15 protein-coding genes and 6 tRNA genes are annotated in these 15,129 nt (G+C 60.6%); 18 read left to right on the top strand and 3 right to left on the bottom strand.

Features of this window, described 5'->3' with window-relative positions; genetic code table 11:
• Nucleotides 1–14 precede the first annotated feature (14 nt).
• From cydB to aroG, 17 genes are all read left to right on the top strand, one after another.
• Nucleotides 15–1,154 (top strand): cytochrome d ubiquinol oxidase subunit II, encoded by a 1,140-nt coding sequence (gene cydB, locus BRD58_RS13470; RefSeq protein ID WP_069579102.1) that lies wholly within the window; start codon nt 15–17, stop codon nt 1,152–1,154.
• Nucleotides 1,155–1,173: 19 nt separating this feature from the next.
• Nucleotides 1,174–1,284 carry a cytochrome bd-I oxidase subunit CydX gene (gene cydX / locus BRD58_RS13465; protein ID WP_015462075.1) on the top strand — a complete coding sequence of 37 codons (111 nt, stop codon included), beginning with the start codon at nt 1,174–1,176 and terminating at the stop codon, nt 1,282–1,284.
• On the top strand, nt 1,284–1,577 hold the full coding sequence (gene ybgE / locus BRD58_RS13460) for a cyd operon protein YbgE (protein ID WP_069579665.1): 294 nt from the start codon (nt 1,284–1,286) through the stop codon (nt 1,575–1,577). Before cydX ends, ybgE begins: the two co-directional genes overlap by 1 nt.
• 250 nt (nt 1,578–1,827) lie before the next feature.
• Nucleotides 1,828–2,223, top strand: a complete 396-nt coding sequence (gene ybgC, locus BRD58_RS13455; RefSeq protein WP_012849404.1) for a tol-pal system-associated acyl-CoA thioesterase — start codon at nt 1,828–1,830, stop codon at nt 2,221–2,223.
• Entirely contained in the window at nt 2,220–2,903 is a 684-nt protein-coding gene (gene tolQ, locus BRD58_RS13450; RefSeq protein WP_015462073.1) for a Tol-Pal system protein TolQ, read from the top strand. The genes ybgC and tolQ overlap by 4 nt, the downstream gene beginning before the upstream one ends.
• Nucleotides 2,904–2,915: 12 nt before the next feature.
• Nucleotides 2,916–3,338 carry a colicin uptake protein TolR gene (tolR, locus tag BRD58_RS13445; protein WP_012849402.1) on the top strand — a complete coding sequence of 141 codons (423 nt, stop codon included), beginning with the start codon at nt 2,916–2,918 and terminating at the stop codon, nt 3,336–3,338.
• A 129-nt stretch (nt 3,339–3,467) separates the two neighbouring features.
• Nucleotides 3,468–4,694, top strand: coding sequence for a cell envelope integrity protein TolA (gene tolA, locus BRD58_RS13440; protein WP_012849401.1), 1,227 nt, complete (start codon nt 3,468–3,470; stop codon nt 4,692–4,694).
• Nucleotides 4,695–4,838: 144 nt separating this feature from the next.
• Complete coding sequence (gene tolB, locus BRD58_RS13435) at nt 4,839–6,131, top strand: Tol-Pal system beta propeller repeat protein TolB (RefSeq protein ID WP_012849400.1); 1,293 nt, start codon at nt 4,839–4,841, stop codon at nt 6,129–6,131.
• A 46-nt stretch (nt 6,132–6,177) separates the two neighbouring features.
• On the top strand, nt 6,178–6,690 hold the full coding sequence (gene pal / locus BRD58_RS13430) for a peptidoglycan-associated lipoprotein Pal (protein ID WP_012849399.1): 513 nt from the start codon (nt 6,178–6,180) through the stop codon (nt 6,688–6,690).
• 24 nt (nt 6,691–6,714) lie between these two features.
• Nucleotides 6,715–7,497, top strand: coding sequence for a cell division protein CpoB (gene cpoB / locus BRD58_RS13425; RefSeq protein ID WP_015462072.1), 783 nt, complete (start codon nt 6,715–6,717; stop codon nt 7,495–7,497).
• A gap of 173 nt (nt 7,498–7,670) precedes the next feature.
• Nucleotides 7,671–7,746: transfer RNA gene (locus tag BRD58_RS13420), tRNA-Lys, on the top strand.
• Nucleotides 7,747–7,893: 147 nt separating this feature from the next.
• A tRNA-Lys gene (locus BRD58_RS13415) sits at nt 7,894–7,969 on the top strand.
• A 175-nt stretch (nt 7,970–8,144) separates the two neighbouring features.
• A tRNA-Lys gene (locus BRD58_RS13410) sits at nt 8,145–8,220 on the top strand.
• Nucleotides 8,221–8,261: 41 nt separating this feature from the next.
• Nucleotides 8,262–8,337 (top strand) — tRNA-Lys (locus tag BRD58_RS13405).
• Between the two features lie 104 nt (nt 8,338–8,441).
• Nucleotides 8,442–8,517, top strand: a tRNA-Lys gene (locus BRD58_RS13400).
• A gap of 152 nt (nt 8,518–8,669) precedes the next feature.
• Nucleotides 8,670–8,745, top strand: a tRNA-Lys gene (locus tag BRD58_RS13395).
• Nucleotides 8,746–9,223: 478 nt separating this feature from the next.
• On the top strand, nt 9,224–10,288 hold the full coding sequence (gene aroG / locus BRD58_RS13390) for a 3-deoxy-7-phosphoheptulonate synthase AroG (protein WP_012849397.1): 1,065 nt from the start codon (nt 9,224–9,226) through the stop codon (nt 10,286–10,288).
• Nucleotides 10,289–10,345: 57 nt separating this feature from the next.
• On the opposite strand, the gene gpmA is transcribed toward aroG, so the two are convergent.
• Nucleotides 10,346–11,098, bottom strand: a complete 753-nt coding sequence (gpmA, locus tag BRD58_RS13385; protein WP_012849396.1) for a 2,3-diphosphoglycerate-dependent phosphoglycerate mutase — start codon at nt 11,096–11,098, stop codon at nt 10,346–10,348.
• A gap of 379 nt (nt 11,099–11,477) precedes the next feature.
• Between gpmA and BRD58_RS13380 the strand changes: the two genes are divergently transcribed.
• A complete protein-coding gene (locus BRD58_RS13380) occupies nt 11,478–12,857 on the top strand; it encodes an SLC13 family permease (protein WP_015462071.1) in 1,380 nt (459 codons plus the stop codon).
• Nucleotides 12,858–12,914: 57 nt separating this feature from the next.
• Here the strand turns inward: BRD58_RS13380 and galM are convergent, their stop codons facing one another.
• Nucleotides 12,915–13,967: a galactose-1-epimerase gene (gene galM, locus BRD58_RS13375; protein ID WP_012849394.1), complete on the bottom strand. Its 1,053-nt coding sequence runs from the start codon at nt 13,965–13,967 to the stop codon at nt 12,915–12,917.
• The gene (galK, locus tag BRD58_RS13370; RefSeq protein WP_069579100.1) at nt 13,961–15,118 is read right to left on the bottom strand and encodes a galactokinase; all 1,158 of its coding nucleotides are present in this window, start codon (nt 15,116–15,118) and stop codon (nt 13,961–13,963) included. The genes galM and galK overlap by 7 nt, the downstream gene beginning before the upstream one ends.
• Between the last annotated feature and the right edge of the window lie 11 nt (nt 15,119–15,129).

Below are 15,129 nucleotides of genomic sequence, written 5' to 3'. Positions count from 1 at the left end.
CAGGAGTCCACACTATGTTCGAATATGAAGTATTGCGCTTTATCTGGTGGCTGCTGGTCGGTGTGCTGCTGATCGGATTTGCGATCACCGATGGTTTCGATATGGGGGTTGGGATTCTCTCCCGCATCCTCGGTAAAACCGATACCGAGCGGCGCGTGATGATCAACGCCATCGCGCCGCACTGGGACGGTAACCAGGTATGGCTGATCACCGCGGGCGGCGCGCTGTTTGCCGCCTGGCCGATGGTGTACGCCGCCGCCTTCTCCGGCTTCTATGTGGCGATGATCCTGGTGCTGGCCGCCTTGTTCTTCCGCCCGGTGGGCTTTGACTACCGCTCCAAGATTGCCGATCCGCGCTGGCGTAACATGTGGGACTGGGGCATCTTTATCGGCAGCTTCGTACCGGCGCTGGTCTTTGGCGTGGCGTTCGGTAACCTGCTGCAGGGCGTCCCCTTCCATATCGATGAGTATCTGCGCCTGTTCTATACCGGCAACTTCTTCCAGCTGCTCAATCCGTTTGCCCTGCTGGCCGGCGTGGTCAGCCTGACCATGCTGCTGGTGCAGGGTGCGGCCTATCTGCAGATGAAGACCGCCGGCGAGCTGCGCCTGCGCGCCCGCGCCACGACGCAGATCTGTGCGCTGGTGATGATGGTGGCCTTCCTGCTGGCCGGGGTATGGCTGGTGAAGGGGATCGATGGCTATCTCATCACCTCGGTTCTCGACCACGCGGCGCCGTCCAACCCGCTGCATAAAGAGGTGGCGCATCAGGCCGGCGCTTGGCTGGTGAACTTTAATGCGCATCCGATCCTGTGGCTGATTCCGGCGCTGGGGGTGGTGCTGCCGCTGCTGACTATCCTGACCTCTCGTCTGGATCGCTGCGGCTGGGCATTCCTGTTCTCCTCGCTGACCATCGCCTGTGTGATCCTGACCGCCGGTGTGACTATGTTCCCGTTCGTGATGCCGTCCATCACCAACCCGAACATGAGTCTGACCATGTGGGACGCCACCTCCAGCCTGCTGACGCTGAAGGTGATGACGATTGTGGCGATCATTTTTGTTCCTATAGTGCTGCTGTACACCCTGTGGTGCTACTACAAGATGTTTGGCCGACTGGACAAAAACTTTATCGAAGACAATAAACACTCACTGTACTGATCCGCTGGGGAGCTTAAGCATGTGGTATTTTGCCTGGATTTTGGGAACGCTTATGGCCTGCTTTTTCGCTATCATCACCGCGATGGCGATTGAGAATCGCGAGACCAAGGCGGCACAAGACGGTAAATGATGACCGGACTGGCAGACAGGCTGTATAGACTGATGGATAAGGGCCCGCTGCGGGCCCTTTCCCTGATTCTGGCGTTGGCGCTGGCGGGCTGTATCTTTTGGGATCCGACCCGCTTTGCGGCGAAAACCAGCTCGCTGGCGATCTGGCAAGGGCTGCTGCTGATGTGGGCCGTCTGCAGCGGGGTGGTGCACGGGGTCGGATTTTGTCCCCGTCGTCTGCGCTGGCGTGCGTTCTTTTCACCGCTGCCGGCGCTGATCATTCTGATCGCCGGACTGCTGTTCTTTTTCCGCTGAGATCGGCACCGCCCGATCGGGGCGATGCGGCCGACGCCGCGCTGAGCACGGCGCTATCGGGTGCGCGCTGGTCGGCTCGCCTCTAGCGCCGCCCGCCTATCGATGCGTCAGTGATCGTTCACTTCCATTATGGGTCATCCATCGACCCATAATTATTTTAGCTCTCAGGTTTCTCCCCCATTCCAAACCCCATTTCAGTTGCGTATAGTATCCGCGTTGTTTAGCTATACTGGGATGTAGAGTGAGTCATATGGTATTCCAATGGCCGGTACGGGTGTACTTTGAGGACACCGATGCCGGGGGTGTAGTCTATCACGCACGCTACATCGCCTTTTATGAAAGAGCGCGCACGGAGATGCTGCGTCAACATCATTTTAGTCAGCAACAATTGCTGGCTGAGCATGTCGCTTTTGCGGTCCGTCGCATGACCGTGGACTATTTGGCTCCCGCCCGCCTGGACGATCTGTTGGTGGTGGAGAGCGAGATTTCCGCACTGCGGGGGGCTTCCCTTACGTTTGCGCAGCGCATTGTCAATTCTGATGGTCTGGTTCTCAGCCGGGCCGATGTGCTGATTGCATGTATCGATCAAAATCTAATGAAGCCAATTGCGCTTCCAAAGTCTATTGTCGCGGAGTTTAAGCAGTGACTGACATGAACATTCTGGATTTATTCCTGAAAGCAAGCCTGCTGGTAAAGCTTATCATGCTGGTATTGATATGCTTTTCGATTGCCTCCTGGGCGATCATTATCCAGCGCACCCGTATCCTGAATGCGGCTACGCGTGATGCCGAGGCTTTTGAGGATAAATTTTGGTCCGGCATCGAGCTGTCCCGCCTGTATCAGGAAAGCCAGACCCGGCGCGACGCCCTGAGTGGATCCGAGCAGATCTTCTACTCCGGATTTAAGGAGTTTGCCCGCCTGCACCGCATGAATAGCCATGCGCCGGAAGGGGTGATCGAAGGGGCATCGCGCGCGATGCGCATTTCGCTCAACCGGGAGATCGAGGCGATGGAGAACCACATTCCGTTCCTGGGCACCGTCGGCTCTATCAGCCCGTATATCGGCCTGTTCGGCACCGTTTGGGGGATTATGCACGCCTTTATCGGTCTGGGCGCCGTGAAGCAGGCAACGCTGCAGATGGTGGCACCGGGTATCGCCGAGGCGCTGATCGCGACGGCGATCGGCCTGTTCGCCGCGATCCCGGCCGTGATGGCCTATAACCGCCTCAGCCTGCGGGTGAATAAGCTGGAGCAGAACTATGAAAACTTCATGGAAGAGTTCATCGCCATTCTGCACCGCCAGGCCTTTGCCGCTGACGGCAAGTAAGTTGAGGATAGCATGGCAAGATTAGGTGGACGGCGCGATCTCAAGTCGGAAATCAACATCGTTCCGCTGCTCGACGTGCTGTTGGTGCTGGTGCTGATCTTTATGGCGACGGCGCCGATTATTACGCAAAGCGTTGAGGTGGATTTACCGGATGCGACGGAGTCGAAAACCGTCAGCACCAACGATCACCCGCCGGTGATCGTGGAGGTCTCCGGCGTAGGGCAGTATGCGGTGGTGGTGGATCATAATCGCATGGAGCAGTTGCCGCCGGAGCAGGTGATCGCCGAGGCGCAGGCGCAGCTCAAGGCCGACCCGAAAACGGTGTTTCTGATCGGGGGAGCCAAAGAGGTGCCGTACGATGAAATTATTAAGGCGCTCAATTTATTACATCAGGCCGGAGTCACCTCCGTGGGACTGATGACGCAGCCGATTTAAGGGATTCGCCGCCGCGTAGCGTAAGCAGACATGCAGCCTGTACGGGCTGCGTGTCTTTATTTTACAGCGCGGCGGGTAGTGGCCCGGCACGGCAGGATCTTGGAAGCGACTAGCGGTTGGAATCGAATTGTGGGAAATGCAACTGAGCAAAAAGATAAGCTGAATCGCTCTGTCATCATCTCGGTGATTTTGCACATTGTCCTGATCGGCCTGCTGATTTGGGGCTCCCTGATGCAGGATAACCCGATGAGCGAGGGCGGTGACGGCGGCGGCGGCGGCTCGGCGATCGACGCGGTGATGGTGGATCCGAACGCGGTCGTGCAGCAGTACAACCGCCAGCAGGAGCAGCAGAACGCGGCCCAGCGCGCGGAGCAGCAGCGTCAGCAGAAAGCGGAAAAGCAGGCGCAGGAGATGCAGCGTAAGCAGGCGGAAGAGCAACAGCGCCTGAAGGCGCTGGAGAAAGAGCGCCTGCAGGCGCAGGAAGATGCCAAGCAGGCGGCGGAAGAGGCCAAGCAGGCCGCAGAGCAGGCTAAAAAACAGGCCGCGGAAGAGGCGAAGAAAGCGGCGGAAGAGGCGAAGAAGGCCGCCGCGCTGGCGGTGCAGCAGGCGAAAGAAGAGGCGGCGAAAGCGGCCGCCGAGGCCAAGAAACAGGCCGAGGAAGAGGTGAAAAAAGCCGCTCTCGCCGCGAAGAAACAGGCTGACGAGGCGGCGAAGAAGGCCGCAGAAGAGGCGAAGAAGGCCGCCGAGGCCGCGAAGCAGCAGGCGGCGGAAGCGGCGAAGCAAGCGGCGGAGGCTAAGGCCGCGGCGGACGCGAAGGCGGAGGCCAAGGCGAAAGCGGCGGCAGAAGCCAAGGCGAAGGCCGATACCGAGGCCAAGGCCAAGGCGGATGCCAAGAAAGCCGCCGAGGCGAAGAAGAAAGCGGCCGCCGCCGCCGCCGCGAAGCAGGCTGACGAGGTGGACGATCTGTTTGGCGGCCTGGCGTCGTCGAAGAATGCGCCGAAAGGCACCGCCAACGGCGGTACGCCGGGCAACAGCGGTAAGGCGGGCCCGGACGGTAAAGGCAATAGCAAGGCTTCCGGCGCCTCCGGCGCAGAAATTAGCGGCTATGGGAATCAAATTAGAAGCGCAATCATGGCGAAGTTTTATACTGATCCAAGCTATGCTGGAAAAACCTGCGATCTGCGCATCAAGCTGGCGCCCGATGGCCTGCTGCTCGATGTGAAGGCGGAAGGGGGCGATCCGGCGCTGTGCCAGGCGGCGCTCTCCGCCGCGCGTCAGGCGCGCTATCCTAAGCCGCCCAGCGACGCGGTGTACCAGGTGTATAAAAACGCGCCGGTGGTGTTCCAGCCGCAGTGATGAACTCGGCGCCGCGGCGGTAATCGGCGGATCGTTATCGGATTCGGCCGATGGCCTTCTGCGGCGGCATGTAGTGTTGTTGACATTGATTTGTTAAAATTCTGCTAATTTATCGTGGCCAGAGGGTCGGATAAGGGAGATAAGATGAAGCAGGCGTTTCGTTTGATGGTGGGGCTTCTCGTCCTGTGGGCCAGCGTGCTCCATGCCGAAGTCCGAATCGTGATAACCCAAGGGGTAGACTCTGCCCGCCCGATTGGCGTAGTTCCCTTTAAGTGGATGGGGCCGGGTGCGGCGCCGGAGAATATCGGCGGAATCATCGCCGCCGATCTGCGCAACAGCGGTAAGTTTAACCCGATCGATGCCAGCCGGATGCCGCAGCAGCCGTCGACGGCGGCCGAGGTCACCCCGGCGGCCTGGACGGCGCTGGGGATCGACGCCGTGGTGGTCGGTCAGGTACAGCCTGGCGCGGACGGCAGCTATCTGGTCTCCTACCAGCTGGTGGATACCTCCGGGAATCCGGGCAGCGTGCTGGCGCAGAATCAGTATAAGGTGACCAAGCAGTGGCTGCGCTACGCCGCCCATACCGCCAGCGACGAGGTGTTTGAGAAGCTGACCGGTATCAAGGGGGCCTTCCGCACCCGCATCGCCTATGTGGTGCAGACCAACGGCGGTCAGTTCCCCTATGAGCTGCGCGTGGCCGACTACGATGGCTATAACCAGTTTGTGGTGCATCGCTCCGCTGAGCCGCTGATGTCGCCGGCCTGGTCGCCGGACGGCAGCAAGCTGGCCTACGTGACCTTTGAGAGCGGTCGCTCGGCGCTGGTGATCCAGACCCTGTCCAACGGTGCGATCCGTCAGGTGGCCTCCTTCCCGCGTCACAACGGCTCTCCGGCCTTCTCTCCGGACGGCAGCAAGCTGGCGTTTGCGCTCTCCAAGACCGGCAGCCTCAACCTGTACGTGATGGATCTGGCCTCCGGCGCCATCCGTCAGGTGACCGACGGTCGCAGCAACAACACGGAGCCGACCTGGTTCCCGGACAGCCAAAACCTGGCCTTTACCTCTGACCAGGCCGGCCGGCCGCAGATTTATAAAATGAACATCAACGGCGGTGCCGCGCAGCGCCTGACCTGGGAAGGTTCCCAGAATCAGGATGCCGAAGTGAGCCCTGACGGGAAATTCCTGGTCATGGTGAGCAGCAATGCAGGCGCGCAGCATATCGCTAAACTGGATCTTGGAACGAATGCCACTCAGGTTCTGACGGATACGTTCCTGGATGAAACGCCGAGTATCGCGCCGAACGGCACCATGGTGATTTACAGTTCTACCCAGGGACTGGGCTCCGTGCTGCAGTTAGTATCGATAGACGGGCGTTTTAAAGCGCGTCTTCCGGCTACCGATGGTCAGGTGAAGTTCCCTGCCTGGTCGCCGTATCTGTGATGCATGAATAAAACTATACTTATATAAATTTAAAAGGATCAATAAGATGCAACTGAACAAAGTTCTCAAGGGGCTGATGCTGGTACTGCCGATCATGGCCGTAGCTGCCTGTAGTTCAAAGAAAAACACCAATGACGATCAGTCCGGTATGGGCATGGGCGCCAACGGTATGGAAAACAGCAGCAGCAATCTCTCTTCTGATGAACAGGCTCGTTTGCAGATGCAGGAGCTGCAGAAAAACAACATCGTTTACTTCGGCCTGGATAAATACGATGTGACCCCGGACTACATGCAGGAGCTGGATGCCCACGCGGCGTTCCTGCGCAGCAACCCGTCCTACAAAGTCACCGTAGAAGGCCATACCGACGAACGCGGTACGCCGGAGTACAACATCGCGCTGGGCGAACGTCGCGCCAATGCGGTGAAGATGTATCTGCAGGGTAAAGGCGTTAGCGCCGATCAGATCGATATCGTTTCCTACGGTAAAGAGAAGCCTGCGGTACTGGGTCACGACGAAGCGGCATACGCTAAAAACCGTCGTGCCGTACTGGTCTACTAATTCTGTTACCTAGACGAGTAGCGAATGAGCAGTAACTTCAGACGTCATATGATGGGTCTGTCGTTACTGGTTGGCGTAGCGGCCCCCTGGGTCGCTACTGCCCAAGCGCCAATCAGTAGCGTCGGCTCCGGCTCGGTGGAAGACCGAGTGACCTCCCTTGAGCGTATTACCAACGCTCAGGGCCAGCTGTTGACTCAGCTTCAGCAACAGCTTTCCGACAACCAGCGTGATATTGACACCCTGCGCGGGCAGATCCAGGAAAACCAATATCAACTGAATCAGATCGTGGAACGCCAGAAACAGATCTATCAGCAGATAGACAGTCTGAGCAGCGGCAGCGCGGCTCAGGGCGCGGCAGCGTCTTCGACGGCAGCACCCGCCCCGGCGGCGGAGGCCAGCGCGCCGGCGACGGCGACCCCGCAGGCGGCCGCCAGCGGCGGTGACGCCAACGCGGACTATAACCGCGCCGTCGATCTGGTTCTGGTGAAGAAGCAGAACGATCAGGCGATTTCGGCTTTCCAGACCTTTATCAAACAGTACCCGGACTCTACCTATCAGCCCAACGCCAACTATTGGCTGGGGCAGCTGTTTTACAGCAAGGGGAAAAAGGACGATGCGGCCTATTATTATGCCGTGGTGGTAAAAAACTACCCCAAATCGCCCAAGGCCGCGGAGTCTATGTATAAGGTCGGCGTGATCATGCAGGAGAAAGGGCAGACCGATAAGGCCAACGCCGTCTACCAGCAGGTGATCAAACAATATCCGAACAGCGATGCGGCCAAGCTGGCGCAAAAACGCATGGGATAGCCCTAAACGGGACGGAAATCAGGCGCATTGCCTGTTTTCCGCGCCCGAGTGTATGAAGCGCAAGCAATTGACCGGATTCTGAGAATTTTTGGTTGCGCTGTCCGGATAAATGGGTAATATATGCCGCCGTTGCCAAGACAAAGTGTAAACCGAGTCGCGGTGGCTTACAGAATGGGTCGTTAGCTCAGTTGGTAGAGCAGTTGACTTTTAATCAATTGGTCGCAGGTTCGAATCCTGCACGACCCACCATTCTCACGATGAGATAACGGTGTTTAGCGTGAAGGATAACATCGCTTAGCGATGGCCCGTGAGGGCAAGGCGTCAGCCGCATCATCCTGCACTGCCACCGCTCATTTTGGCGAGTGACATTCTGTAATGAGCAGTAAACCACGGTGCGGGTCGTTAGCTCAGTTGGTAGAGCAGTTGACTTTTAATCAATTGGTCGCAGGTTCGAATCCTGCACGACCCACCATTCTCGCGATGAGAAATCGGTATTCAGCGTGAAGGATAACGTCGCTTAGCGATGGCATTATCATCCTGCACCGGCCGCCATTTCGAGGGTGACGCACGGCGAGTAAGGTGTGGTAACACACGCATTTCTCAGGCTATCTTAGCCGTCTGGTTTTTCTGTTGGCACTACTCTGTAAGGGTCGTTAGCTCAGTTGGTAGAGCAGTTGACTTTTAATCAATTGGTCGCAGGTTCGAATCCTGCACGACCCACCATGATTTTAGGTGGCGAAACAGAGTAAGGTGACACATCGAGCGGGTCGTTAGCTCAGTTGGTAGAGCAGTTGACTTTTAATCAATTGGTCGCAGGTTCGAATCCTGCACGACCCACCATCATTCCTGATGCGTACCGGTGTATCCCGTCCAGGAGACGTCCCGTTTCCTGTAGCGTCCATTCCAGTGTCGAATGGCAACTAAATAGCATTATCGTGTCGAGCGGGTCGTTAGCTCAGTTGGTAGAGCAGTTGACTTTTAATCAATTGGTCGCAGGTTCGAATCCTGCACGACCCACCATTCTCGCGATGAGAAACCGGTATTCAGCGTGTAAGGACAACATCGCCTGGCGATGGCCCGCGAGGGTGAGGCATCCGCCGCGTCATTCCGCACGATCTCCGCGTTTCCCATACGACGAGCGACACTCTGCACGAGGCCGTACCTCACGACGCGGGTCGTTAGCTCAGTTGGTAGAGCAGTTGACTTTTAATCAATTGGTCGCAGGTTCGAATCCTGCACGACCCACCATTCTCCGCGATAAAAAATCGATGTTTAGCGTGACGGATAATCTCGCCTAGCGATGCCCATTCTGGGCAGGCGTGAGCCGCGTCATCCTGCACCTCCATGATGCTCCCCCGATCCTGCTCCGTGCCAGACCGTCCGTTACCCTGGGTTTGCTTACGCCGCGCACATTTTCCATTCTGGCACCACGCTTCACCGATCGCGCTCGGCCAGCCTTTATTTCCCGAATGTCCATCGTGCTTCGATACCGGCGCGGCGGCGATGGCGCCAGTGAATTAGTCTGTCGCTCAGCGCTTTCATCATTTTGATATGTCAAATGCACCGATAAACGTAGAGTGATATTTCGGAGTTGTTTTTTTATTTATATATATCAATTAATTATATAAAAAGACGGCGATAGGCCTCATCGTTTACAACGGCGTGAGAAAGCGGATAGATTGAAAAGTATCGCTATACGCCTTTTCTACGACACGATGGATGCACTATGAGCTATCAGAACGACGATTTACGGATTACACAGATCAAGGAACTGCTGCCGCCGGTGGCGCTGCTGGAGGCCTTTCCAGCTACCGCCTGCGCGGCCAGCACGGTGTCGCAGACCCGTAGCGCCATTCACCGAATCTTACAGGGGCAGGACGATCGCCTGCTGGTGATCATCGGTCCCTGCTCCATCCACGATCCGCAGGCGGCGAAGGAGTATGCCTCCCGCCTGCTGGCGCTGCGCAGCGCGCTGGCCGGCGAGCTGGAGATTGTGATGCGAGTTTACTTTGAGAAGCCGCGGACCACCGTGGGATGGAAGGGGCTGATCAACGATCCGCACATGGACGGTAGCTACTGCATCAACGACGGTCTGCGCAGCGCCCGCCGCCTGCTGCTGGAGATCAACGACAGCGGGATGCCAACCGCCGGGGAGTTTCTCGACATGATCACCCCGCAGTACCTGGCCGATCTGATGAGCTGGGGCGCCATTGGGGCGCGGACCACCGAATCGCAGGTGCACCGCGAGCTGGCCTCGGGGCTCTCCTGCCCGGTGGGATTTAAAAATGGCACCGATGGCACTATCAAGGTGGCTATCGACGCCATCAACGCCGCCGGGGCCCCGCACTGCTTCCTGTCGGTGACCAAGTGGGGACACTCGGCCATCGTCAATACCAGCGGCAACGGCGACTGCCATATCATTCTGCGCGGTGGCAAGACCCCCAACTACAGCGCCGCCGACGTACAGGCGGTGACGGCGGGTTTACGTCAGGCCGGTTTGCCGCCGCAGGTGATGATCGACTTCAGCCATGCGAACAGCAGCAAGCAGTTCAAGCGTCAGATGGCGGTATGCGAGGATGTCTGCGCCCAGATGGCCGCTGGTGAGCGGGCTATCATGGGGGTGATGATCGAAAGCCACCTGGTGGAGGGAAATCAGAACCCGGACGGCGGCGAGGCACTGCGCTACGGGCAGAGCGTCACCGACGCCTGCATCGGCTGGGAGGACAGCGAGCGCGCCCTGCGCCAGCTGGCCGACGCGGTACGCGCGCGCCGGGCCCGGCTGACCGCCTAAGGCGCGTTGACCGCCGCGGGGCTCAGCGCACCGCGGCGGCGTAAGCGGGGGAGGCGGTTAGCCCGCCTTGCCCTGATTGGCGACGGCGTTTTGGCGGGCGGCAATCTCGTCGGCGTCGCCAAGGTAGTAGTGGCGCAGCGGCTGCATATCGGCGTCAAACTCATACACTAGCGGAACCCCGGTCGGGATATTCAGCTCGATAATCTCACTTTCGCTCAGATGATCCAGATGCTTGACCAGCGCGCGCAGCGAATTGCCGTGGGCGGCGATGATGATCCGCTCGCCGGCGGCGATGCGCGGCGCGATCTGCTGCTGCCAATAGGGGATCACCCGCTCAATGGTGGTGGCCAGGCTCTCCGTCAGCGGGAGCTCGTCGGCGCTTAGGGCCGCATAGCGCGGATCGTGGCCGGGATAGCGGGGATCGTCCGGCGTCAGGGCCGGTGGGGTGATGGCAAAGGCGCGGCGCCACAGCTTGACCTGTTCGTCGCCGTACTGCTGCGCGGTCTCCGCCTTGTTCAGCCCCTGCAGGGCGCCGTAGTGGCGCTCATTGAGCTTCCATGATTTTTCAACCGCAAGCCACGGCTGATCGATCTCATCCAGTACGTGCCACAGGGTGTGAATGGCGCGCTTGAGCACGGAGGTGTAGGCGACGTCAAAGGAAAATCCCTGCGCCTTCAGAAGGCGACCCGCCGCCCGCGCCTCTTGGCGCCCTTTCTCTGACAGTTCAACGTCGGTCCAGCCGGTGAAGCGGTTTTCCCGGTTCCACTCGCTTTCGCCGTGACGGACCAGAACCAGTTTGGTGACAGCCATAGTGAGACTCCTTAATTACGACTCTATAATGATAATTATTATCATTATGGTGCGTGGAATGCAATGGCCCTGCGTGCGCTCGCGCGCTTCTCGTCCGCGCGGCGCAATCTTCTCAGTGTAGCCGATGCGACGCCGCGACAGATCGCGATTCGAGCGATTGCCGCCGCCCGACGCGCACGGGATCCTATCCGCCTCTCATTTTTGCCGATCCGGGGTTTTTCCCCGGGGGATTGTTGATTATAGTTAACGGCTTGTTTCAATTGTTAACATTAAGGTCTGCTCCGCGCCCCGGAGTCCGGCATCGATTCCTCTCGGTATCGAGCCCCGTCGGCGCCGATCGGGGTAGGTATGGCATCGATTCAGGATAGAGAGGTTCCACATGGAAGCAACCCCGTTGACCGCTGCAGTGGCCAGCCCGCCGTCGCAGCGGGGCTTAGTGATTATCGCGCTCGATATCGCGCTGCTGCTGCTGCTGCTCAATACCCTGCCTTTTGACGCAAAAGCCAATACCGGCCTAGCGCTGACCGTGTTTATCGGCGTGCTGTGGCTGACGGAGGCGGTGCACGTGACCATCACGGCGCTGCTGGTGCCGCTGCTGGCGATCGGCTTTGGGCTACTGGACGCCGGCGGCGCGCTGAAGTCTTTTTCTAACCCGACCATCTTTCTATTTTTTGGCGGCTTTGTGCTGGCGACGGCGCTGCATGTGCAGGGGCTGGATCGCCTGATCGCCAACCGGCTGCTGCTGCTGGCCGGCGGGCGCATGGGGACGGCGGTGCTGATGCTGTTCAGCGTCACCGCGGCGCTCTCCATGTGGATCAGCAATACGGCGACGGCGGCGATGATGCTGCCGCTGGCGCTGGGGATCCTGGCCAACCTGGATCCGGTGCGCGAGCGTAATACCTATGTGTTTCTGCTGCTGGGGATCGCCTACAGCGCCAGCATCGGCGGTCTTGGCACCCTGGTGGGCAGCCCGCCCAACGCCATCGCCGCGGCGCAGCTGGGGATCGACTTCCTCACCTGGATGAAGTTTGGCATTCCGGTAATGGTGGTGATGATGCCGCTGATGATGGGGCTGCTTTACCTGATCCTGCGCCCGAACCTGAAGCACCGGGTTACGCTGCAGGTGGAGACGCTGGAGTGGACCCTGCCGCGCCTGATTGCGCTGGCTATCTTCGGGCTGACGGTGTTCGGCTGGATCTTCAGCGCCCAGCTCAGCGCCCTGCTGGGCGGGATCAAGCAGTTCGATACCCTGGTGGCGGTGTCGGCCGCGGTGCTGATCGGCGCCACCGGCGTGGCCAGCTGGGAGCAGATCCAGCGCAATACGGAGTGGGGGGTGCTGATGCTGTTCGGCGGCGGTCTGACCCTGAGCCTGATCCTGGAGGGCTCCGGCGCCAGCGCTATCCTGGCGCGCGGCATGGCCGATATCTTTGGTCAGAGCCACTGGTTTATCATTCTGCTGGCGGTGGCGGCGTTCATCATCTTCCTGACCGAGTTTACCAGCAATACCGCCAGCGCCGCGCTGCTGGTGCCGGTATTCGCGACCGTCGCCAAGGCGCTGGGCATGCCGGAGAGCCTGCTGACGCTGGTGATCGGGATCGGCGCCTCCTGTGCCTTTATGCTGCCGGTGGCCACGCCGCCGAACGCCATCGTGTTCGGCTCGGGCTATATCCGTCAGCAGGAGATGGTACGGGTCGGCTTTTGGCTTAACCTGGCCAGCATCGTTGCGCTCAGCCTGTTCGCCTGGTTCTTCTGGCGCTGAGGCGCTCTGCGGCCCTCGCCGCGCGAACGGAGGCACCGTTGCGCGCGGCGATCGCGCTCAGCGCAGCGTGAACTGATAGCGGGTAAAGGCCCGGTAGGTCTCGCTGGGCTGCAGCATGCAGTCGGGCTGCGGCCATTCCGGGTGGTTGGGGCTGTCGGGCAAAAACGCGCTCTCCAGCGCCACGCCGGCATAGTCGGCATAGTGGCCGCCGCGGCGGTCGGGGACGCCGGCCAGGAAATTCCCGCTGTAGAGCTGCAGCGCCGGGGCGCTGGTGTATAGCCGCAGGCTAACTCGCTCATCGGCGGCGCTCAGTACGGCGGCGGGGTAGGCGCCGTCGGCGCAGCGCGCCTGCAGCAGGTAGGCGTGGTCGTAGCCCTTGGTTCGCCGCTGATCGGCATCCTTGAGCAGATCTTGCCCCAGCCGCTTGGCCTGGCGAAAGTCCATTCCGCTGCCTGAGACCGCGGTCAGCGGCGCGCAGGGGATCCCCGTCTCATCCACCGGCAGGTAGCGATCGGCGTTCAGCTGCAGGCGCTGCGCCAGCGCATCGGTCTGCGTCTCGCCGTCCAGATTAAAGTAGGCGTGGTTGGTCAGACAGACCGGACAGGCGCGGTCGACGCTGGCCTGCCAGTGGATCTCGACCTGGTCGTCGTCGCTGAGGGTATAGCGAGTCTCTACGCGCAGGTTGCCGGGATAGCCCTGATCGCCGTCGGGCGAGTCCAGCCGATAGGTTACCGAGCGCGCATCGCAGGCGACCCGCTGCCAGCGACGCTTGTCAAACCCCTGCGGGCCGCCGTGCAGCTGATTGACGCCCTGACTGGGCTGAAGCACGACGGTTTGCCCCTGGCGGGTGTAGCGGGCGTGGGCGATCCGGTTGGCGTAGCGCCCCACGGTGGCCCCCAGAAAGGCCTGCTGCTGCGGGTATTGCCCGGCGCGCTGGCAGCCGAGCAGCACCTCGCGCGCCTGACCGTCGGGCAGCGCCAGGCGACAGGAGAGCCAGGTCGCTCCCCAGTCCATCAGCAGCAGCGTGCTGCCGCGGGCGTTGTGCAGCGCGGTGAATTGAAAGGGGGCGCCGTCCGGCGCGGTCTCATACGCGGGCTGTGGGGTTAACATACGCTGGCTCCCGCAGAGGGCTGACAGACATAAAAGGTTTCACGTAGGCCGGTGCGGGCGGCGTAGTCACGGGCGACGGCCGCGCGCACCGGTTCGACCAGAGTCTGCGGCATCAGCGCGACGACGCAGCCGCCGAAGCCGCCGCCGGTCATCCGCACGCCGCCGCGATCGCCGATGACCCCTTTGACGATCTCGACCAGGGTATCGATGGGGGGGACGGTGATGGCGAAGTCATCGCGCATGGAGGCGTGGGACGCCGCCATCAGCGCCCCCATCTGCACCAGATCGCCGGCGGCGAGGGCGTCGGCCGCCTGCAGCGTACGTTGATTTTCGCTGATCACGTGGCGTGCGCGGTGGGCGGTCAGCGTCGGGAGCCCGTGGGACTCGGCGGCGAAGCGCTGCGGGGTGACGTCGCGCAGGGCGTCGACGCCAAAGAAGCGCGCCGCCGCTTCGCACTGCTGGCGGCGGGTGTTGTATTCGCTGTCGACCAGTCCGCGCTTGACGTTGGAGTTGATGATCACCACCGCGGCCTCCGGCGGCAGCGGCACCGCGCGGGTGGTCAGGGAGCGACAGTCGATCAGCAGGGCGTGCTGCGCCTGTCCAAGGGCGGAGATCAGCTGATCCATGATGCCGCAGTTGCAGCCGACGAAGCGGTTTTCCGCCTCCTGGCCGTTGAGCGCCAGCGCGACGCCGTCCAGCGGCAGCTGATACAGCGCCTGCAGCGCCTGGCCGACGGCGACCTCCAGCGAGGCGGAGGAGCTGAGCCCCGCCCCCTGCGGCACGTTGCCGCTGATCACCATGTCGACGCCGCCGACGCCATCGCAGCGCTGCTGCAGGTGTTTTATTACCCCGCGAACATAGTTGCTCCACATCATATCGTCACGGGCGTCGATGGGCTGATCGAGGCTGAAGCTGTCCTGCTGATCGTCGTAGTCGGCGGCGATGACGCGCACGCGGCGATCGCGGCGCGGCGCACAGCTGATGACGGTCTGGTAGTCGATGGCGCACGGCAGCACAAAGCCATCGTTGTAGTCGGTGTGTTCACCGATCAGGTTAACCCGTCCCGGTGCCTGCACGCACAGCTGCGGCGCATAGCCAAACTCACGGGTAAAAATGTCACGGGTCACGGCAATCAGGTCATGGAGGCGCATGGTTGTTCTCC

Source organism: Edwardsiella piscicida (assembly GCF_001896205.1).
GTDB lineage: Bacteria > Pseudomonadota > Gammaproteobacteria > Enterobacterales > Enterobacteriaceae > Edwardsiella > Edwardsiella piscicida.
The sequence above is the reverse complement of the archived record's forward strand: the minus strand, read 5'-3'. Positions and strand labels throughout refer to the sequence as shown.